Origin of the sequence: Nonomuraea sp. NPDC049646 (assembly GCF_044465525.1) — a bacterium.
Classification (GTDB): domain Bacteria; phylum Actinomycetota; class Actinomycetes; order Streptosporangiales; family Streptosporangiaceae; genus Nonomuraea.
Genome location: NZ_JBITLU010000035.1, coordinates 15,695 through 32,955, shown reverse-complemented (window position 1 = coordinate 32,955; position 17,261 = coordinate 15,695). Strand labels below are relative to the sequence as shown.

Annotated in this window: 27 protein-coding genes; 11 read left to right on the top strand and 16 right to left on the bottom strand. The window is 67.4% G+C overall.

Annotated features, from left to right (window positions below):
• From ACIBQ8_RS50405 to ACIBQ8_RS50390, 4 genes are all read left to right on the top strand, one after another.
• Window positions 1-2,206, top strand: a 2,206-nt coding sequence (locus ACIBQ8_RS50405; RefSeq protein ID WP_397195824.1) for a hypothetical protein, incomplete at its 5' end; no start/stop codon positions are given.
• Window positions 2,203-3,396, top strand: coding sequence for a hypothetical protein (locus ACIBQ8_RS50400; protein ID WP_397195823.1), 1,194 nt, complete (start codon window positions 2,203-2,205; stop codon window positions 3,394-3,396). The genes ACIBQ8_RS50405 and ACIBQ8_RS50400, both read left to right, overlap by 4 nt.
• Window positions 3,397-3,400: 4 nt before the next feature.
• The gene (locus ACIBQ8_RS50395) at window positions 3,401-6,427 is read left to right on the top strand and encodes a hypothetical protein (RefSeq protein ID WP_397195822.1); all 3,027 of its coding nucleotides are present in this window, start codon (window positions 3,401-3,403) and stop codon (window positions 6,425-6,427) included.
• A 14-nt stretch (window positions 6,428-6,441) separates the two neighbouring features.
• Window positions 6,442-6,636 carry a hypothetical protein gene (locus ACIBQ8_RS50390; protein ID WP_397195821.1) on the top strand — a complete coding sequence of 65 codons (195 nt, stop codon included), beginning with the start codon at window positions 6,442-6,444 and terminating at the stop codon, window positions 6,634-6,636.
• 3 nt (window positions 6,637-6,639) lie between these two features.
• Here the strand turns inward: ACIBQ8_RS50390 and ACIBQ8_RS50385 are convergent, their stop codons facing one another.
• A complete protein-coding gene (locus tag ACIBQ8_RS50385) occupies window positions 6,640-6,804 on the bottom strand; it encodes a hypothetical protein (protein ID WP_397195820.1) in 165 nt (54 codons plus the stop codon).
• 182 nt (window positions 6,805-6,986) lie between these two features.
• Between ACIBQ8_RS50385 and ACIBQ8_RS50380 the strand changes: the two genes are divergently transcribed.
• The 6 genes from ACIBQ8_RS50380 (at window position 6,987) to ACIBQ8_RS50355 (ending at window position 10,591) form a co-directional block, all read left to right on the top strand.
• A complete protein-coding gene (locus ACIBQ8_RS50380) occupies window positions 6,987-7,328 on the top strand; it encodes a hypothetical protein (protein ID WP_397195819.1) in 342 nt (113 codons plus the stop codon).
• A gap of 631 nt (window positions 7,329-7,959) precedes the next feature.
• Window positions 7,960-8,103 (top strand): hypothetical protein, encoded by a 144-nt coding sequence (locus ACIBQ8_RS50375; RefSeq protein ID WP_397195818.1) that lies wholly within the window; start codon window positions 7,960-7,962, stop codon window positions 8,101-8,103.
• A gap of 11 nt (window positions 8,104-8,114) precedes the next feature.
• Complete coding sequence (locus ACIBQ8_RS50370; RefSeq protein ID WP_397195817.1) at window positions 8,115-8,870, top strand: CHAP domain-containing protein; 756 nt, start codon at window positions 8,115-8,117, stop codon at window positions 8,868-8,870.
• A 207-nt stretch (window positions 8,871-9,077) separates the two neighbouring features.
• A complete protein-coding gene (locus ACIBQ8_RS50365; protein ID WP_397195816.1) occupies window positions 9,078-9,635 on the top strand; it encodes a hypothetical protein in 558 nt (185 codons plus the stop codon).
• 19 nt (window positions 9,636-9,654) lie between these two features.
• Window positions 9,655-10,188 carry a hypothetical protein gene (locus tag ACIBQ8_RS50360; RefSeq protein ID WP_397195815.1) on the top strand — a complete coding sequence of 178 codons (534 nt, stop codon included), beginning with the start codon at window positions 9,655-9,657 and terminating at the stop codon, window positions 10,186-10,188.
• Complete coding sequence (locus tag ACIBQ8_RS50355; protein WP_397195814.1) at window positions 10,181-10,591, top strand: hypothetical protein; 411 nt, start codon at window positions 10,181-10,183, stop codon at window positions 10,589-10,591. Before ACIBQ8_RS50360 ends, ACIBQ8_RS50355 begins: the two co-directional genes overlap by 8 nt.
• 134 nt (window positions 10,592-10,725) lie before the next feature.
• Here the strand turns inward: ACIBQ8_RS50355 and ACIBQ8_RS50350 are convergent, their stop codons facing one another.
• The 6 genes from ACIBQ8_RS50350 to ACIBQ8_RS50325 form a co-directional block, all read right to left on the bottom strand.
• Complete coding sequence (locus ACIBQ8_RS50350; RefSeq protein WP_397195813.1) at window positions 10,726-11,049, bottom strand: hypothetical protein; 324 nt, start codon at window positions 11,047-11,049, stop codon at window positions 10,726-10,728.
• Entirely contained in the window at window positions 11,042-12,100 is a 1,059-nt protein-coding gene (locus tag ACIBQ8_RS50345; protein WP_397195812.1) for a helix-turn-helix domain-containing protein, read from the bottom strand. The genes ACIBQ8_RS50350 and ACIBQ8_RS50345 overlap by 8 nt, the downstream gene beginning before the upstream one ends.
• Window positions 12,101-12,141: 41 nt before the next feature.
• Complete coding sequence (locus ACIBQ8_RS50340) at window positions 12,142-12,540, bottom strand: hypothetical protein (RefSeq protein WP_397195811.1); 399 nt, start codon at window positions 12,538-12,540, stop codon at window positions 12,142-12,144.
• Between the two features lie 657 nt (window positions 12,541-13,197).
• On the bottom strand, window positions 13,198-13,494 hold the full coding sequence (locus ACIBQ8_RS50335; RefSeq protein WP_397195810.1) for a hypothetical protein: 297 nt from the start codon (window positions 13,492-13,494) through the stop codon (window positions 13,198-13,200).
• A gap of 121 nt (window positions 13,495-13,615) precedes the next feature.
• Window positions 13,616-14,194: a hypothetical protein gene (locus ACIBQ8_RS50330; protein ID WP_397195809.1), complete on the bottom strand. Its 579-nt coding sequence runs from the start codon at window positions 14,192-14,194 to the stop codon at window positions 13,616-13,618.
• Between the two features lie 11 nt (window positions 14,195-14,205).
• A complete protein-coding gene (locus ACIBQ8_RS50325; protein WP_397195808.1) occupies window positions 14,206-14,352 on the bottom strand; it encodes a hypothetical protein in 147 nt (48 codons plus the stop codon).
• 104 nt (window positions 14,353-14,456) lie between these two features.
• On the opposite strand from ACIBQ8_RS50325, the gene ACIBQ8_RS50320 reads away from it, so the two are divergent.
• Window positions 14,457-14,750, top strand: a complete 294-nt coding sequence (locus ACIBQ8_RS50320; RefSeq protein WP_397195807.1) for a hypothetical protein — start codon at window positions 14,457-14,459, stop codon at window positions 14,748-14,750.
• A gap of 166 nt (window positions 14,751-14,916) precedes the next feature.
• Here ACIBQ8_RS50320 and ACIBQ8_RS50315 read toward each other — a convergent pair whose 3' ends face one another.
• From ACIBQ8_RS50315 to ACIBQ8_RS50275, 9 genes are all read right to left on the bottom strand, one after another.
• Entirely contained in the window at window positions 14,917-15,354 is a 438-nt protein-coding gene (locus tag ACIBQ8_RS50315) for a hypothetical protein (protein WP_397195806.1), read from the bottom strand.
• Window positions 15,351-15,500 carry a hypothetical protein gene (locus ACIBQ8_RS50310; RefSeq protein ID WP_397195805.1) on the bottom strand — a complete coding sequence of 50 codons (150 nt, stop codon included), beginning with the start codon at window positions 15,498-15,500 and terminating at the stop codon, window positions 15,351-15,353. Before ACIBQ8_RS50310 ends, ACIBQ8_RS50315 begins: the two co-directional genes overlap by 4 nt.
• 99 nt (window positions 15,501-15,599) lie before the next feature.
• Window positions 15,600-15,866 (bottom strand): hypothetical protein, encoded by a 267-nt coding sequence (locus ACIBQ8_RS50305; protein WP_397195804.1) that lies wholly within the window; start codon window positions 15,864-15,866, stop codon window positions 15,600-15,602.
• 5 nt (window positions 15,867-15,871) lie between these two features.
• On the bottom strand, window positions 15,872-16,015 hold the full coding sequence (locus tag ACIBQ8_RS50300) for a hypothetical protein (protein ID WP_397195803.1): 144 nt from the start codon (window positions 16,013-16,015) through the stop codon (window positions 15,872-15,874).
• A gap of 1 nt (window position 16,016) precedes the next feature.
• Window positions 16,017-16,265 carry a hypothetical protein gene (locus ACIBQ8_RS50295; protein WP_397195802.1) on the bottom strand — a complete coding sequence of 83 codons (249 nt, stop codon included), beginning with the start codon at window positions 16,263-16,265 and terminating at the stop codon, window positions 16,017-16,019.
• Window positions 16,266-16,308: 43 nt separating this feature from the next.
• A complete protein-coding gene (locus ACIBQ8_RS50290) occupies window positions 16,309-16,452 on the bottom strand; it encodes a hypothetical protein (protein ID WP_397195801.1) in 144 nt (47 codons plus the stop codon).
• Window positions 16,453-16,454: 2 nt separating this feature from the next.
• Window positions 16,455-16,631 carry a hypothetical protein gene (locus tag ACIBQ8_RS50285; protein WP_397195800.1) on the bottom strand — a complete coding sequence of 59 codons (177 nt, stop codon included), beginning with the start codon at window positions 16,629-16,631 and terminating at the stop codon, window positions 16,455-16,457.
• An 82-nt stretch (window positions 16,632-16,713) separates the two neighbouring features.
• Window positions 16,714-16,902: a hypothetical protein gene (locus ACIBQ8_RS50280; protein ID WP_397195799.1), complete on the bottom strand. Its 189-nt coding sequence runs from the start codon at window positions 16,900-16,902 to the stop codon at window positions 16,714-16,716.
• A gap of 119 nt (window positions 16,903-17,021) precedes the next feature.
• A complete protein-coding gene (locus tag ACIBQ8_RS50275) occupies window positions 17,022-17,261 on the bottom strand; it encodes a hypothetical protein (protein WP_397195798.1) in 240 nt (79 codons plus the stop codon).

Here is a 17,261-nt window from a genome sequence, read left to right as displayed (position 1 = left end):
CCTTGCCGCGATCTCGCCGCTGATCCCGCAGATCGCCCTGCTCGTCACCCAGGTGGCGTCCGCGCTCCTGCCGGCCATCACGCCGCTCATCGGCGTACTTGGCCAGCTCGTCCCGATCCTGGGCGGCGCGGTCGTGCAGGCATTCCAGCAGGTGCTCGCCGCCATCGCGCCGCTGCTGCCTGTGATCGGCCAGGTGCTGGCCCAGTACTGGCAGCAGCTCGTCGCCGCGATCACCCCGCTGCTGCCGATCCTGGCCGAGATCGCTTCCCTTCTGGCCGGCACGGTCATCCAAGCCGTGCTGGCGTTGGCGCAGGCGATCACACCGCTGCTTGCGCCGATCGGCGAACTGGCGCAGGCGCTTGGCAGCGCCCTCGCGCAAGCCATCAAGGCGGTCGCGCCGCTCTTCGTCCTGATCGCCCAGTCGGTCGCGAAGCTGCTGCCCATCCTGGCGCCGCTGATCGAGCTGGTGGCGCAGGTGGCTACGCATCTGGGCAACATGCTTGCGCAGGCGATCAGGATGCTGGTGCAGGCGATCACACCGGTTCTGCCGGTGATCGTCGAGCTGGTGCAGCAGATCGGTGGCGCGCTCATCGCCGCGCTGCAAGCCGCCGCGCCAGCCTTGCTGTCGATCGTGCAGGCGGTCGTCGGCCTGATCCCGGTGTTGACGCCGCTGATCGGCATCGTCGCCCAGCTGGTGCAGCAGATCGTGCCGCTCGTCCTCCAGTTCCTGCCGCTGTGGACGCAGCTGATCCAGACGCTGGCGCCGGTCGTCGTCCAACTGGTCGGCGTGATCGGGCAACTGCTGGCCGCGGTGATGCCGCTGGTGCCGATCCTTCTCCAGTTGGCGATGTCGATCCTGCAGCCGCTGATCGGGATCGTGCTGCAGGTCGTGCAGGCGTTCATGCCGCTGATCCAGGCGATCCTGCCGCCGCTCGTGAAGTTGATCGAGGCGGTCGCCCCGATCATCGGGCTGGTCGCAACCACGTTCGGCCAACTACTGCAGGCGCTCAGCCCGCTGATCGACGTGCTGCTGCAGCTCGTCATGGCGATCCTGGAGCCGATCCTGCCGCTCATCTCGACGCTGGCCGAGCTGCTCGCGCCGATCATCGGGATCTTCTCGCAGCTCGTGACCGCGGTGATGCCGCTCATCCAGGTGCTGCTTGAGCTGATCACGAGCGTGCTTACCCCGTTGATCGAGATCATCGCCCAGGTCATTTCCTGGCTGGTCGACAAACTCGCGGTCGCGATCCAGTGGGTGGCCGACATCATCAAGATCGCCCTCGGCGCGATCGTGGACGTCTTCCAATGGCTGTTCGACACCCTGGTCGGCCACTCCATCATCCCTGACCTGATCACAGCGATCAGGGACTGGTTCCAGAAGGGCATCGACTGGGTCCGCGGGATCGTGAGCTGGTTCGGCGAGCTGCCCGGCAAGATCGGCGAATGGCTCGGTGGCGTCCTGTCCAAGGTCGGCGACATCTGGACCAACATCAAAAACACGATCGCGTCGAAGATCGACGAAGCCCGCAACATCCTGTCCAACACCCTCGGCGCGATGTCCGACCGATGGAACCAAGTCTGGGACGGGATCAAGAATTTCGTCTCCACCGCCTGGAACAACATCACCGGCGCGGTCAGTTCGGGCATCTCCAACCTGCTCACATGGTTCGCCAACCTGCCCGGCCAGATCGCCGGCGCGCTCGGCAATCTCGGCTCGACACTGTGGAACGCCGGCCGGGATCTGATCGTCGGCCTGTGGAACGGGCTCGTCTCCATGTGGCAGTGGCTCAGGGATTCGATCTACAACTTCTTCAGTTCGATCATGCCCGACTGGGTCAAGGACGCCCTCGGCATCCACTCGCCGTCGAAGGTGATGGAGGCACTCGGCAAGCAGTTGCCGCCCGGGATGGTGCTCGGCATCGACCACAACCTGCCCATGCTCCAGGCGGCGTCGCAGCGGATGGCCGACGCCACCGTTGGCGCGTTCGACGACCTCGCCTCGCCGGCACCCGCGTTCACTGGCTCCTTCGGCGCGCCCGCTTCGGGAGCCGCAGCCGGCGGCGGTGGCGGTGTCGTTCTGCACGGCGACCTCGTCCTCCAGATGCAGGGCGTGATCGACCCGTCCCGGCCGGACGCGTGGCGGCAGATCCTCGTGCAGGTACGCGAAGGATTACGTGAGATCGAGCGGGAGGCGTACCCGGCATGAGCACCCTCCAGGTCGGCAGGCTGACGTTGCGGGAGACGATGACTCTGGCCGAGAGCGTCCGCAACGGCAACCGTGTGCTGACCGTCCAAGGCAAGGAAGTCGTGGGGTTGACCGGCCTGTCCCGCGCTGAACTGCTGGAGCGGCACGAGGGCGTGCTCGGGCTGGCCGGGACGCTCGTCCCCGTGATGTGGGAGGAGAAGAATGAGAGGGACGGCTACTACACGATCACCGACGCGTCCTCCGACTACACCGACCGGTTCCGGCAAGCGGTCGCCTGGACCACCTGGAAGCTCACCCTGACCAGGCACGGCGCCGACTCCGACATCGACCTCGAATCCCGGCTCGCCGGCGCGGTCCGCCAAAACGACTTCTCGCTGACCGGTGAACGCTGGCATGCGCCGCCGCCCGGCCACTACGCCTACCACACCGGATCCACGCTCCCCTCGACCATGACCAGGGCCAGCGTGGACGGCACGATCACCGTCTACCGCGGCATCCCCGCCGCCACTTCCCCGCGGTGGGGCTGCGCGGTAGGCGACTACCTGCGCGGCCGGGCCAGGGTGCTGTCGCTCGGCTATGAGCGGGTCGGCACCGGGTATCGGCTGGCGACGGACGACTGGGAGATGTCCAACGGTCTGCTGCGCGTCCGCCCGCTCACCGCTGGCGGGTCGCTGGAGGTCGCCGCGTTCACCGGGGCAACGTGGCGGCCGAAAGCCTGGTGGGTGGACATCGGCGGCACGCAGGTGCCCCGCTGGGACGCGGCCACCATCCTCCGCAATGACCCCGAGCAGGTGATTGTGCGGCTGGTCGAGTCGCGGTCGCCAGTCGGCCGGGTCGTCCTCGACCTGACGCTACGGCGCGGCTCCCGCGTCGTGGAGGGGTATCTGCAGCGCGGCGACTCCGGCACGCTGTCGGTCTACCTGGCCAGCGTGGAGACCCTGACCAACAACACCAGCTACCTGGTGCGGTCGACGGACGACGGCAACGGCAACCGGGTGACCTTGGGCAGCGCCCGCTCGTACACGGCGCACGCCAACGGCGGCCTAACCAAGGCCAGCGTGACCGCCCTCGACTTCTACCTAGGGGCCGTGGCTGGCGGCGGGTCAGCGGTGTCCGGGGATGCGGCGGTTGACCTGCGCAACCAGTACATCGCAGCGCTACCCGAAACCACTGCGGCGATCAGGAGGTGACCAGGTGGCTGTCACGGAAACACTGATGGGGCTGGGCTCCTGGTCGATCACCCTCGCCGAGGAAACCCCGAAAGACCTCCTCGACCGGTTGTCCTTCTTCGGACACGTCGCCGTCCAGCCCGGCCGGCTCGATCCCGCCCAATATCGCGACAACCTGCTCACCTCCAGCCGCTACGTCGGCGTCCTCACCGTCCGAGACTTCGCCGAGACGAAGAAGGTCGGCGGGCAGGGCATGGCCGTCTGGCTCGGCGACAGTGACGACAAGGGCGAAGTGTTCGAAACCCCGCTGACCATCACGGGGAAGACGTTCGCCAACTCGATCCGCGACATTCTCGGCTCTGGCACCGCCGTCATCGAAGGAACCCTGTACAGCGCCGCAGGCACCTACACCGGCACCCACATCTGGCAGTCCCGCCGCAAAGCCGTCGACTACGTGTGCCAGCTGTTCAACTGCGAATGGCGCGTCAACGGCCCCGCCACCCTCGACGCCGGACCCGCCACCTCACTCTTCCAGGCCACCCCCACCAACATCATCCTGCGCAAAGGCTCGGAGGGCCGCGACCTCAACATGGTCGCCCTGCCCGGCGACATGTCCCTGGCCCGGGACGTGCAGGACTGGTCAGATCGCGTCGTCCTGATCGCCGAGGGGGAAGGCCAGGCGACCGCTACCGCATCGGCGAACATCGCCTCCAACCCGTACCTCGACCTGCGCGGCCAGCCCGTCAAGCGGACGCGACTGATCAGCGAGTCAGGCACGTCCACCGGGAACGCGCAGGCGCGCGCGCAACTCCAGCTCAACCGGTTCTCCGGCACCCGCAACGCGCTCCGCCTCTCCACCAGCGACTACGACTTGAGGGCCGTCGCGAGCGACGTGCGCGGCACCGTCAACGTCGGCGACTGGGTATGGGTGTGGGACCCAGACGCCGGCGTCTTCGACACCAGCACGGAGATCACGTTCCGGGGGCAGCGACTCAACCCGCTGAAACTCCGCGTCGTGGAAGCGTCGTGGCCGGTCGCCGAGGGGATGACGGTCGCCTACCGGGCGCAGGACGGCACCTGGTGGGATCTCACCCCGTACGTGCGCTGGGAGACGGGGTCGACGTCGCTCACGGTTGGCGAGCTCGGCCGGTCGTTGACGAACGCCGGTACGGAGCCGGTCGGCCCGAGGCCGATCCCGGACACGACTGTGCCTGGCGTGGTGTCGTGGGATTTGCCGTTCACGACCGGCGTCTACCTGGACGCGTTGGGCGGCACCCGCGCCCGGATCCTGGTGAACTGGCTGCTGCCGCTCAACGCCGACGGCTCCACGATCCTGGACGGCTCCCACTACGAGATCCGATACGGCGTCAGCCCCGCCTCCACCTGGCAGACCGTGTTCGCACCCTGGGGGGACCTACAAGCCCAGGTGCTCGACCTCAGCCCGGGGGTCACCTACGACTTTCAGATCCGTGCCGTCGACCTCGCTGGGAATCAGGGTGCCTGGTCGGCGACGGAGACGGCGACCGCGAACCCTGACACGATCCCGCCGAGCACCCCGGCGCCGCCGACGGTGGCAGGCAGCCGGATCGCGATCCAGATCACGCACACGCTGGGCAAAGCCTCGGGCGGCACCTACAACCTGGAACTCGACCTGCACCACCTGGAGGTGCACGTCGGCGCATCGTCCGGGTTCACCCCCGACTCGACCACGCTGAAGGGCCTGGTCAGTGCTCACGCCGGGATGATCGCGGCGCACATTCCCGCGGTCGGCACGGTGGATGTGGAGGAGACGACGGCGCGTTGGGTGCGGGTGATCGCGGTGGATGAGGCTGGCAACCGGTCGGCGGCCAGCAGCGCGGTGACGGCGACGGCGCTGCTGATCGACTCGGCACACATCTCCGACCTGACCGCCTCGAAGATCACCGCCGGGACGCTGTCGGCGGACATCGTGCTCGGCGCGCGGATCAAGACCGCCGACACCGGCCAGCGCGTCGAGATCAACGCCAGCGGCCTGCAGATGTACAACGCCGCCGGCACCCAGCTGGTGAGCATCGCCCCAGGCAGCACCTGGTATCTGCGGAGCGGGACGACTGGGGCCCGCCTGGATATGAGCACCGTGACCGGGCTGCAGATCTACAACGCCAGCGGCGTCCGCACCGTCCAGCTCAACGTAGACGGAAATTTCGAGCTTCGCAGCGCTGCCTCGGGTGCGCGCATCCAACTGGACGGCACCGGGCTGGCGGCCTTCAACAGCGGCGGCCAGCAGACTGTGAGTATCGCCTCGTCGACGGGGGCGGCAACGTTCGTCGGGACGATCTCGACGGGATTCTCTGGTCAGCGGATCGTCTTCAACGGCGGAGGGGCGAGCCCGAGCATCAAGTTCTACCCGAGCGTCGGGTCTGGCGCATGTTCCATCAACTCATTCGACTCCGACCCGAACAACGCCTTGTTGATGATGGAGTCCGCGACGGTCTCCAACGCTAGGACTCGAGCGTGGCTTGATCACTTCGGTTTCGCGATCAACGCCGCGCAGAACATCAGCGTCTTTCCGCAGCTGGTTGCGCAGTTCGCTTCAACCGGCTTGTACTTCCAGTGGCAGAACTCGGTGAACCTGTCCTTCCAGATGGACGACGGCGGAGTGAAGATCAACGGGAGCCCGTACAAGAGCTTCATCATCGACCACCCTGTCCATCACGACCGCTACCTCGTCCACGCCTGCACCGAATCCCCGGCCGCGGGCGTGGAGTACTGGGGCGAGACGACGCTCGACGAGCACGGCCAGGCCGTGGTCGAGTTGCCCGCCTACTTCGAGGCGCTCACCCGCCAGGATGGCCGGTACGTGTCCGTCAACACGTGCTCGGACGAGATCCGCAACGCCTCGGCCACCTATCCGATCGACGGCCGGTTCACCATCCACGGTGGGCCGCGCCTCCGCGTGACTTGGCTCGTGAAGGCGATCCGCGCCGACGCGGGCGACATGGTCGTTGAGCCGCGCCGCGACGAGATCGACGTGCAGGGCCAAGGCCCATACCTGTATGCCACCCCACGATGAAGGAGAACCCGCGCATGGACCAGCAGCAAGGCTATGAGGTTCCGCTTGACGCCCTGCTCTCGGCCGTCGAGGAGCAGCGCAACGCGGCTCTCACCCAGGCGGCTCAGATGCGGGCGCTGGCCACGCAGTTCAAGGCCGAGCGGGACCAGCTCGCCGCCGAAGTGGAGAAGCTGCGCGCTGACGCCTCTGAGCAGACGGTCAGCACCTGAGCATCACCTGTGCTTGGTGATCATCGTGCGTTTCCTGTGCCGGTTCCACACCCACGGCCAGGCGATGCCCCCGGTGAACGTCACCAACAGGATCTCGCCGACCGTCCACGCCGGCTTCGACACCGACCGGCCGACGTTCCGAACCTCTAACGGCTCCTTCTTCCCCATCCATCCCCTCCTGTGTGCCATGCCGTGGATCGTGAGACGCCTACAGCATGCGCCCGGTTTACCCGGCATGCACGTCCGGTCGCGGACACCACAAGCTGTGCCGCCCGCTTGAGGGTGCTGGAGCGGGCGGCACGCCCACCGCCAACCCCGGCCCCCGCGCCGCCCGCCCAGGAGGGGGACGTGTGCCCGACTCGCCCACCCCGTGGGAGCTACACCGCTCCATGGAAGGGCTCCGCCACAGCCTCGAATCCGGGTTCAACAGCCTCAACACACGTCTCGACAGGGTCGTCTCCAGCGAACTCTTCGCCGCCTACCAGCAGCACATCCAGAAAGAATTCGACGACCACGAGCGCGAACTGGCCGCCATCAGAGCCGACCGCGAAGCCGACAAAAAGGAGCGGGACGCCGAAAAGGTGCAGCGCTCCAACGACCGCAGGCTCATCGGCCTCGCAGTCTTCACCAGCATCATCGCGCCGCTGGTCATCCTCCTCATCCAGCTCTGGCTGACCAGCAAAGGATCATGATGGGTCGCCACGACGAGACCGGACTCGAACCGGACGAGACCACCGTCGAAGAGCCCGTCGAGAAGCGTCGGACTCGGCCCCGCATCTGGCCGCTGCCACTGCTGGTGGCGGTCACGTTCGCCGCTGTGCTCGCCGCCCTCATGGTGCAGATCCATGCGGTACAAGAACAGATCGCTGCCACAGAACGCGACAACGCCGTCCTCGCAGACCAGGTCCGCGATCTCGGAGGCGTCCCCAGGGTAACCCCGCACCCGGGCCCGCCCGGCGAGCGAGGCGATGTCGGCCCGACCGGGCCGCCAGGGCTTACGGGAGCCCCGGGTCCGACTGGGCCGCGCGGCGCAGACGGAAGACCCGGCAAGGACGGGGTCCCCGGATCTACAGGTCCGCCTGGAGTTCAGGGCCCCAAAGGGGATCCAGGCGCGAAGGGCGAGCCTGGAGACACCGTGACAGGGCCGCCGGGGGTTCAAGGCGAGCGCGGGCCACAGGGGGAACGCGGCGAGCCGGGGCCTCGCGGAGATGCTGGCCCGCCACCGGCCGGGTGGACGTTCACGCTCGGCGCCATCACCTACCGGTGTGAGCCGGACTCGCCCGGCGCCGCCACCTTTACCTGCAAACCGACGGAGGGAGCACCGTGAGGCAAAACGAGGCTGAGTTGACGGTCGCGAAGGTCAACGTCACCCCGTCGGGGCCGACCGAGGCCGACGAAGAGGCTGTGCTGGAGGCCCTGTACGGGCCTGCGGATGGCGACGGCGTCTACCGCGGGACGGCATCGTGACGGCCGCGAGCATGCTGGACCGCATGCGGTCCGCGTTGGGCTGGGGCGAGCCGAATCCGGTGCACCGCTGGTATTCGGCGCGGAACGGCCCCGAGTTCGCGTCTGGCAGCGTGCCGTGGTGCCAGATGACGGTGACGTGGGCGGCGTACCTGTCCGGCAACTATGAGGCTGTCTGCCCGAATGGGGATCGCGCCTACACGGTGTGGGGTGCCGGCGATGGTGAACGGCTGGGCCTGTGGCATTCCGGCACCGCCGCTAACATCAAAAAGTTCGCTGGACCTGGCGCGATCGTCTACTTCGACTGGGGCGGCACTAACACCCGCTCGAAGGTGGATCATGTCGGCGTGGTGGAGCGGGTGCTCGACGACGGCAGGGTCGTGACGATCGAAGGCAACACGGACAACGCCTGCAAACGGCGGGTGCGCGCAGCGGATGTGATCGCCGGGTTCTGGTGTCCCAAATACCCCGCCGGCGGCGATACCCCGCCCTCAGCTCCGACGACGATCGTGGAGGACATCGTGGACAGACTGCCCATGCTGGCCAAGGGCGCCGACAACTACGACGTCAAGACGATCCGCGGCCTGCTGTTCGCCCGCGGCGGGCTGATGCCGGCCTCCTATCCGGAGGGGCTGCAGGAGTGGCTGGAGCGGACCGTCTTCGACGCCGCGCTCGATTCGGATGTGAAGGCGTTCCAGCGGGCGAAGAAGCTCGAGGTCGACGGCGTCGTTGGGCCCCGCACCTGGAGTGCCCTGCTGCGGCTGTCGTGAGCGACGGCCTGGCGGCCTACTGGTGGCCGCTGCTCCACCAGAACGTGCCGAGGTTCCCTGAGCCTGCGGACGAAGACGATCGGCCCCGGGTGCCGGGGCTGGTCGACGAAACGAACTAGCAAGCCAGCCTCCCTGGCCTCCCCTGAAGGCGGACCCGAGTGCGGGTGCCGCCTTTTCTCATGTCACCAAGTCCCTGAGGAGCGCCCTATGCGCACCATCTTCCTGGCCGTGCTCGCGGCCTTCACCCTCGCCGCCGGCCTGGCCACACCCGTGTCTGCCAGCGCTGACATCGCCGGCCTCGAGTTCGGGCAGATCGGCTACAACGCCTACGGCCCTGACCGGCCGTGGAACCGCAACCAGGAGTTCATCGACATCCGCAACGGCGGAGCCGAACCGGTCGACGTGAAGGGGCTGCGCGTCGAAGACGCCTGGGCGCACGGCCGCGGCGACGGCGCAGGCCAGTGCAACCACTACACGATCACCGCGCTGCCGGGCGTCCCCGAGGTCGACGGCAAGATCCTGCTGGCCCCGAACCACACTGTCCGCGTCTACGCCGGGACGGGCACGCCGGCCGTGTTCGGCACCGACAGCACCTTCCACGCCGTCTACATGAACCACCCGACGATGTGCGGCTACTACGGGCACTTCCTCAACAACACCGCCCAGAAGGACCGCGGCGCCCCGTGGGACACCGTGTGGATGACGGTCGGCGGCAGCAGCGAGTCGAGGTCGTACAACTTCTCCCGCGGCTACACCGTCAACTGACCTCGGGCGAGGAGCACCTGTGGATCGCCTGCAAGGCCGCGCCGCGGCGTTGGACGCCGCCACCCGCCTGCACACCGCGCTCGGCCTCGTCCTGTGCCCCGGCGTCGACCGGGACGTCACCGCCCGGCAGGCCGAGACCGCCATCCGCCGCACCGCCGACACCTTTGCTGCCTGGCTGGCTGGCACTACCCGTATCCGGCTACATCCCGGCCCGCCCGTTCCCGAGCAGGCCAACAACACCGTCGAATCTTCCCTGGAGGAAACCATGCAGATGAACACTGGTCAGAAGTTCTCGGTCGAGTGCGACACCGAGGATGCCGCTGGCTTCGACACGGTCGAGACGATCGCCTGGTCGATCTCGGACCCCAACGTGGCCGCCCTGACGGTGTCCGACGACACTCGCACCTGCACCGTCGTCTCCGGCGCCCCTGGCAGCGCGGTGCTGACGGCGTCGATCGAGTCGCTCGGCCTGTCGGCGACGCTGGCCGTGGACGTGGTCCCGGCTGGTACGGCGACGATCGAGCTCGTCCCTGGCGACGTGGTCGATGAGTGACAACCGGGCCCTGGCCACGAACTCGGAGCTGACCGGCGAACCGGCGCTGTACGCCGCGCTCATCGCGTCCGCAGTCCAGCTGGCGGCGGCATTCTGGCTGCCCTTCTCGGACGCCCAGGTCGTCGTCATCAACGCGGTGGTGGTCGCCGCCGCGGGCGTCTGGGTCGCGTTCAAGACGCGGTCTGCGGACAACGGCGGCAGCGTCAAGGCCGCGATCCTCGGCCTCGTCCAAGCCGGTATGGCTCTCGCGATGGCGTTCGGCTGGGACGCCAGCGCTGAGCAGACGGCGGGGGTGATGACGTTCGTCGGGCTGCTGGTGGCGGTGTTCGTGCGGCAGACGTCGGTGCCGACGCCGCCGGTCGGCCGGGGCGTCCACTCTGATCAGGATCTGTCCGGCCTGTAGGTCGTCCCGCGCCGGCTCTGCCCACCCGGTGCGGGCGCTGCTGGCGGCTTTGACGGGACTCAGGCTGCCAGCAGACAACAGCCCCGCTCGTCTCCCCTCGCGGGAGGCGGGCGGGGCATTTTCGCGTGGGCCGATTACAGCCTGGACCTGCCTCGCTCTACCATCTGCTGTGCAGCGGCGCGGCTCTTGCCGATCAGGTCGGCGATCTCCTGGTAGCTCATCCGGCCCTCACGGCTCCCGGTGCCGTCACCGATGTTCATGCGGGCCACCAACTCCTCGCGCATCTCCGCCAGACGCTTCACCACGCCCTCGTGAAGTGCCTGCTCGGACGTCAGACGGCTATACAGTTCGGCGGGGTCGTCGGTGATCTCTTTCAGTTCGGCCGTGAGCGCCGAGACGATCGCTTTGACGTCGCTCGGTTCGGCCTCGTACCCCAAGGTGCTGCTCGGGTCAGGCATGGCGGTTCTTCCTTTCGCGTCGAGATCGCGCCACCTGCTCGGCAGCGGCTGTTCGGCAGGGCTCCTCGCCACAGCCGTAGTCGTATCCGGTCTTCGTGCCACAGCGCGGGCCGGGGCAGAGGAGCCGGGGGTAGAGACGCAGCGTCGTTCCCCCGGCTCGCGCTGCCTCGACAACGGCCCGGTCGAACTCCTCGTCGCAGCGCCGCCAGCGCTGCACCGTGGGGCGCGGGATGCCTGCGGCCTCACCAGCGCTCTTCAGGGACATGCCCGCTTCGAGGTTGGCGAGCAGTCGGGCTCGTTCGTCCTGGTCGTCATGCCTGAGTGAGGCGCGGCCGAGTCTGGCGATGATGTCCTGATCTAGCTTTGGGTCTTCGGCTCGGGCGTTCTGCACCTGGTGTTTCGTCAGCCCTGCCGCTTCGGTGGCGTCCTGAAGGGTCGCGCCTTGGGACAGTCGAATGAGGAGGCGTCGTCGCGCCTCGGGTGTCATTCCTGGAGCAAGACCTCGAAGGACCTCGCGGACTTGCCGCTCGAACTCGGGGTCGGTGCGCCTGCGGCGATACATCCGCACGAAGTGGACGCCGGATGCGGCGCTGGCTTCCTTGAAGTTGCCGCCCGTGGCACGAAGCGCATGCAAGAACGGGGCGTACCACGATGTGTCAACGGCGATGACCTTAAGTTTCGCCTGCTCGGCGGCCTTGCGCTCCTTCTCCTCTTCCCTCGCTCGGAATCTCTGCTCGCGGATCTTGTCCACCTGCGCGCGCAGGTTGGGGAACTTCTCCAGGTGTGTGTACAGGTTCGATCGGTGGATTCCTACGGAGCGTGCGGCATCTGTGAGCGCCATGCCGTCGGCTAGCAGGCGTACGAATTTCGCGTGCCAGGAGGTGTCGCTCCACCCGCGACGGACACGGCCCTGTTCTTGGTCTCGTCGCACCGCAGCAATCTGCGTCCGCAAGTTGGGATCTGCCCTGAGATGGTTGTAGACGGTTGGGTGGGAGACGCCCACAGCGCGGGCGGCATCCCGGAACCCCATGCCTTCGCCCACAAGCTTCACGAATCTGCCATGCCAGGATGTGTCTCTCCACGGCCTGGGCATCAGTGCTGGTCGAGGCCGTACGCCTCGATGACGTCGGCGGGCAGGTGGTCTTCGACCAGGCGGCTGAAGTCGTAGTAGGCGGACGCGGCGGCGTACGCCTCGTCGTCGTTGATCAGCTCCCACATGTCGAGGCCGCAGGCTTCGAAGATCGCTTCGAGGGAGACGCCGGGGATCTCGTCCAGTTCGGCGAGTTCAGCGGCAGCGCGGCGGTGGACCCCGGTCAGGGAGAGTGCGTAGTCGGGGAGGACGACCAGCGGGGCGCCGTTCCAGCCGTGCTCTCGCATGTCGGCGGCGCTGGCGTCGCGGTGGTCTTCGTCGCGGACCTCGTGGAGGGGTGCGTACCCGGTGGTGTCGATGAGGTCGAGACCGAGGGGGTTAAGTACCGTCGCCGTCTGCATAGCCCCACTATGCATTGCATAGCACTGCTATGCAAGAGGCGAGGGAGTCCTCCGCGCTCCTTCGAGGCGCGCAAGACTCCCTCGCGTCCCCCGCCCGCTACGCGCGCCGCCAGCGCGCCTGGTCACCACCCTTCGAACTGCACCTCATCAGCGTGCCCGCATTCGTCCGACCGAGCGCCCCACCAGGAGCACAGAACGCACCAGGGTGAACGCCAGCGCGGATGGACGGCTGGGCCACCTTGCGGGTCCTCTTCGGGGTGGGCCGCGGTGCGAGGCTGCGCACAATCCTGCGCGGCTTCTTCAGCTTGGGCGTTGGTGTGGGCGTCGCCGAGGCTGCAGGGGTGGCCAGCGTGGCAGGCGTCGCTGTTCGGGTCGGGCTGCTGGTCGGCGTCGGCGTGGCCGCGTCGGGTTGCGCGGCGGAGGTGGTGGCTGCTCCGCAGCCTGCCGTGAGCGCGAGGGTGACGGCGGCTACGAGAAGACGAGAGCGCATCAGTGAGCCCTTCAGGGAGAGTAGTGACAGGCGGCGGCCCACAGGATGAGACGCCGCCATGTGACTATTGGTTGGCTCTCCGTAGTGATCCGTTGATGCTGCGTAAAGAAGCCCGCCCTCTATGGAGGACGGGCTTCTTTATGTTGTGCGGCTGGCTCAGAGGCGGCTCATGCCGCGGTCACCGTTACCCTGCCGTTGATCAGCCAGGTGGCGGGGTCTTCTCCGGCATACAGGCCCGCAGCGGTGATCGCCTTGGCAGCCAGGTCTGCCGCGATTTCCGGGTTGAGCCCGTCCTTGAGGCTGCCGTCGATGAGGTACAGCTCCACGTGGTCGTGGAAGATGTAGGCGATGGCGTCACCAGGGAACGACGCCGGCGCCGGCAGGTGGTCATCGTTCCCATGCACGGCGAAGCCGAAGTCCTTCAGACCGACAGTCAGCCTGTCGAGAATCTGCTGGGGGGTCACTCAATCTCCTTCGAGGATCTTGTTGTCACGGTTGTGACTCCATCCACGACGAGACATCCGAACTCGCGTATTCCCGCTGGTCGCGGCTCAACTTTCCTTAGTTCGGATTTCACGGCAGCAGCTACAGCAAGCTGTGCGCGTTCAGCCAGTCGTTCCACGCATCTACCACCTGGTTGGCGAGGTCGACGGCATCCCAGTGCGCTCCGTTCGAGGTCACTCGCCAGCGGTGGACGGCGGTTACTGCGGCAGCGCGTTCTTGCGCTTCGCGCTCGTCTGCAGCCCGCTGCAAAGGGCCGGGAAACTCTGTGCGACTCTCGAACACTGGTAGGCCGACAGCCACGGACTGCTGGTCGATGGTCGTGGACTTGTCGCCAGTCTTGGTGGAGCGCGTCAACACGAGGTGCTTGATGCCGTTGGCGAGATCGCCACAGAGGCTGAAGGCCATGACGCCGCCGGGCTGTTTGAACGAGGCGAGCAGGTCCCTGCGGTCTCGTTCCGACAGCGGAGGCGGGCTGCCCTGCTTCAGGGCTGGATCCTCAAGCAGCCAGTCGAGGAGGCTGAAGGCGGTGACATAGAACTCCATGAGCCGGTCGCGGGCCTCATCAGAGCCAAGAGACGACGGCCCTACGGCCTCGTCAAGCCGCGCCTTCCTGCGCAGCATCCGGTTGTACTGGTCGCGCCACCCCTCAGATAACGGCATCCCGTCTCCCTTCACGTCTCGGTGTGGCGCTCACCGTACATGTCACGGACTCGCTCGCTCACCTCTTCCGGCGGCTGCTCGACGGCCATGATGTGCTCCACCAGCGCGGCCCGCAGCCGCTCCGCCGCCATCCGCTCGTCAACCTCATCCCGATCCATCCGCCTATCCTCACTCGACCTGCTGATCGTCTGCCGGGTGTCGCTCCAGGTCGCCGTGTCGAAATGCCATAGGATCAACCCGCCGCGCACCACCTGGGGGATATATGACCGACACCGCCATGCCCGAAGCCATCGCAGCCCAGCAGCAGTACGACGCGCTCGAAGCCGAAGTGCAGCGGCTCGCCGGCCTCCTCCCGCCCAGCACCGAACTCATCGAGATGGACGAGATCCCCGAGAAGGTGCAGAAGGTGCGCGACCAGTACGAGGCGGCGCGGGCGAAACGGCTGGACGCCCTCGACGTGCTGCTCGCCGCGAAGAGCAAGCTGGGAGACGACCCGCTGAAGATGGAGGCCGCCCTCCGCAAGGCTGCCCGCGGCGACGAGCCGCCTGCGGCGTAGCCCGGTGTATGACGGCAAAGCCGTCTGGACGTAACGTCGCAGCATGAGCTCGTCGACCTGACGCAGCTACGGGCACCAGGCGAGGCGGGGCAGGAGACGGCATAGAGAAGCCCCGACCGCGGCGAGGGCGGCCGGGGCAACGCCACAAGGCGTTTTTCCGTTTGCGCTACAGCCCCGACGTCGACGGCCCTCCCATCCACGTGCCATGAGCGATGTGGGCGTCCAGCTTGAGCCGCTGCTGCCGCGCCATCTCCTGAGGCGACAGGTCCGCGGTGTTCTTGGGGCGGCGCAGGATCCTCTCTACGCTCTCCTCCGAGAAGTGGGTCAGCAGGTAGGAGACGATCCCCTCCAGACCGGTGACGGTGGCGATGTCGGCCTCGGCAGCGAACACGGCATGCCAGTCCCGGTCAGGCCGGTACTCCCGCTGGTCGTAGCTGGCCCAGCGTTCCTCGTCCCAGATGCAGCCTTCGGCTACCTCGGCTGCTATCTGGTGCGGCATGTGGGCCACGTCCGCTTCGGCGAGGCCCAGTTCGGCGGCGAGGGCCATCATGCGGGCGACAGAGCCGTTGCCCTGTACGCGCTCCAGATCGTGGATCAGCGTCATGCCGCAGTCCTTTCGGGGGTGCTGTGCGGGTGGAACTCGGTGTCGAGGTCGGCGGCGTAGACGGTGCGCCGGCAGTGTCCGCACCAGTAGACGATCGGGCCTTCGTCCAGGGTGGTGTGGCAGTGCGGGCAGCGGTTTCGGGTCATGATGGGTGGTACCTCCATTGGGTTGGGGGTGAGGGGGTGCTCCGGGGTGTGGCCGGTCTTGGCGGATAGGTCCACACACCTGGAGCGCCCGTCTCTTTGTCAGGCCGGAGTAGCCTCACGGTCGGCGGCTTTCAAACAGCCGCCACACATCTGCGGCTCTCCATTCCGGCTGGAGATGTAGAGGTGGCTGCTGCAGAAGTAGCCGCCGCAGCCGTACTCGTCGCCGCCTGGCGTCTCGCCGCACAGATAGGCGAGACCGCGGTCGATCTTCTCGCTGCAGGCGTCCTTATTGCAGACGTCCTGGACGTCGTACCCGGCCTCGATCTGCCGGCCGTTCCGGTACACGGTGTATCTGGCATATCCCATGGAACTCACTCCTCTTTCGCATCGGCGAACTTCTCGTCCACCCACGCCTCGACCTTGGCAGCCGTCTTGGAGCCGGTGGTCCCTGCCGCGATGTGCGCGGCCACGCCCGTCAGGGCGAGGGCGGCGCCACGCAGGCTGTTCGTATCCACGTCACACTCCCGTTCGGGTTTTGATCCACCGGGGCGGATCGACGACGATGCCGTCCGAGCCGTCCTCCGACTCGACGGTGAACCCGTACTCGCATGGGTGGCACTCGACCCGGTAGTCGTCACCGTCCTTCGTGACCGACAAGGCAGCGTTGCAGAAGCACTCTTGCGCCTGGAGATCCCAGTAGTCCCCGTACTTGATGCCACAGGCGAGGGTGTTGTCGCCCTTGTAGGGGGCGTTTCTGGCCATCACGCCCCCGTCCCGCGCAGCGCGTCCAGCACCTCGGGGTAGGTCGTCATGCTGGCCTCCGTTCGTTGTGTAGGGTCGCGGCGGCTGCGATCGCGGTGACGAGGGTGGTCGTCGCCATGGCGGCGGCGACCGCGAGCAGCACCTCCCCCAAGCTGGGCTTGAGGCGAGAATTGCCCTTGAAGACGCCCACGCCTACCGCCCCTTTCGCGCGTTCGCCTGGCCGCGAGCGATCAGCGCGTCCAGCACCATGCCAGCCGTCGCGGGCGACACCTTCGCCATGTCCTCGAACGCCTCCGCGGCGCCGTCGTGGTCCTTGTCGCGGATCGCCGTCTGAAGCTTGTCCGCGGCCGTGCTGAGCTGGTTACTCATGTTGTCCTCCTTCTCGACGGAGCTGGCTGCTCCGGGCACCCGCCCGGCCCTGAGGAGGAGAGCTGGGCGGGCACCCGCAACGTCAGCGCAAATGAGGGATGCGGAGCTCGTGATCCTCGCTACACACGCCCTCGTAGGTGCCGAACTGGGTGTTGTTGCTGACGGTCGCTTTCGCGCCGCAGAGTGGGGCGGGGCAGGTGAGGTACGCGAACCATTTGGGGCCGTTCTTGCGGGGCTGGATGGCGACCTGTCCGACGTTCAGCCACTGCACTGAAGGTCTCCTCTCGAAGGGAGCCGGCTGCTCCGGCATCCGCCCAACCTGCGGGGAAGACAGGTTGGACGGATGCCGCAACGCCAGCGCCGCTGCGCGAACGCATCACACGAACACGGTCACCGGGGACGATCCACCCCGGCCGCATCCAGCCACTGCTGTCCCTGCCTGCCAGACAGAACCGCCGACGGCGCAGACAGCACCTGCCACGCCAACACGGCCATGCCCTGGTGAGCGAGAGCCGCCTCAGCCAACGCCGCGACCTTCCCCCAATCCGACTCCCGGCGGGCCTTCGCCAACTCATCGAGACAGTCGTGCGCTTCGGCGAGATGCTCAGGCCCGGTCAACTTCCTAACCAT

Coding starts and splice junctions, on each gene's coding strand:
- ACIBQ8_RS50320 (WP_397195807.1), top strand. CDS start 14,457: ATGACCGACACCGCCATGCCCGAAGCCATCGCAGCCCAGCAGCAGTAC.
- ACIBQ8_RS50330 (WP_397195809.1), bottom strand. CDS start 14,194: ATGCCGTTATCTGAGGGGTGGCGCGACCAGTACAACCGGATGCTGCGC.
- ACIBQ8_RS50400 (WP_397195823.1), top strand. CDS start 2,203: ATGAGCACCCTCCAGGTCGGCAGGCTGACGTTGCGGGAGACGATGACT.
- ACIBQ8_RS50305 (WP_397195804.1), bottom strand. CDS start 15,866: ATGGGATATGCCAGATACACCGTGTACCGGAACGGCCGGCAGATCGAG.
- ACIBQ8_RS50310 (WP_397195805.1), bottom strand. CDS start 15,500: ATGACCCGAAACCGCTGCCCGCACTGCCACACCACCCTGGACGAAGGC.
- ACIBQ8_RS50355 (WP_397195814.1), top strand. CDS start 10,181: ATGAGTGACAACCGGGCCCTGGCCACGAACTCGGAGCTGACCGGCGAA.
- ACIBQ8_RS50315 (WP_397195806.1), bottom strand. CDS start 15,354: ATGACGCTGATCCACGATCTGGAGCGCGTACAGGGCAACGGCTCTGTC.
- ACIBQ8_RS50365 (WP_397195816.1), top strand. CDS start 9,078: ATGCGCACCATCTTCCTGGCCGTGCTCGCGGCCTTCACCCTCGCCGCC.
- ACIBQ8_RS50285 (WP_397195800.1), bottom strand. CDS start 16,631: ATGAGTAACCAGCTCAGCACGGCCGCGGACAAGCTTCAGACGGCGATC.
- ACIBQ8_RS50340 (WP_397195811.1), bottom strand. CDS start 12,540: ATGCAGACGGCGACGGTACTTAACCCCCTCGGTCTCGACCTCATCGAC.
- ACIBQ8_RS50385 (WP_397195820.1), bottom strand. CDS start 6,804: ATGGGGAAGAAGGAGCCGTTAGAGGTTCGGAACGTCGGCCGGTCGGTG.
- ACIBQ8_RS50390 (WP_397195821.1), top strand. CDS start 6,442: ATGGACCAGCAGCAAGGCTATGAGGTTCCGCTTGACGCCCTGCTCTCG.
- ACIBQ8_RS50370 (WP_397195817.1), top strand. CDS start 8,115: ATGCTGGACCGCATGCGGTCCGCGTTGGGCTGGGGCGAGCCGAATCCG.
- ACIBQ8_RS50350 (WP_397195813.1), bottom strand. CDS start 11,049: ATGCCTGACCCGAGCAGCACCTTGGGGTACGAGGCCGAACCGAGCGAC.
- ACIBQ8_RS50275 (WP_397195798.1), bottom strand. CDS start 17,261: ATGGTTAGGAAGTTGACCGGGCCTGAGCATCTCGCCGAAGCGCACGAC.
- ACIBQ8_RS50325 (WP_397195808.1), bottom strand. CDS start 14,352: ATGGATCGGGATGAGGTTGACGAGCGGATGGCGGCGGAGCGGCTGCGG.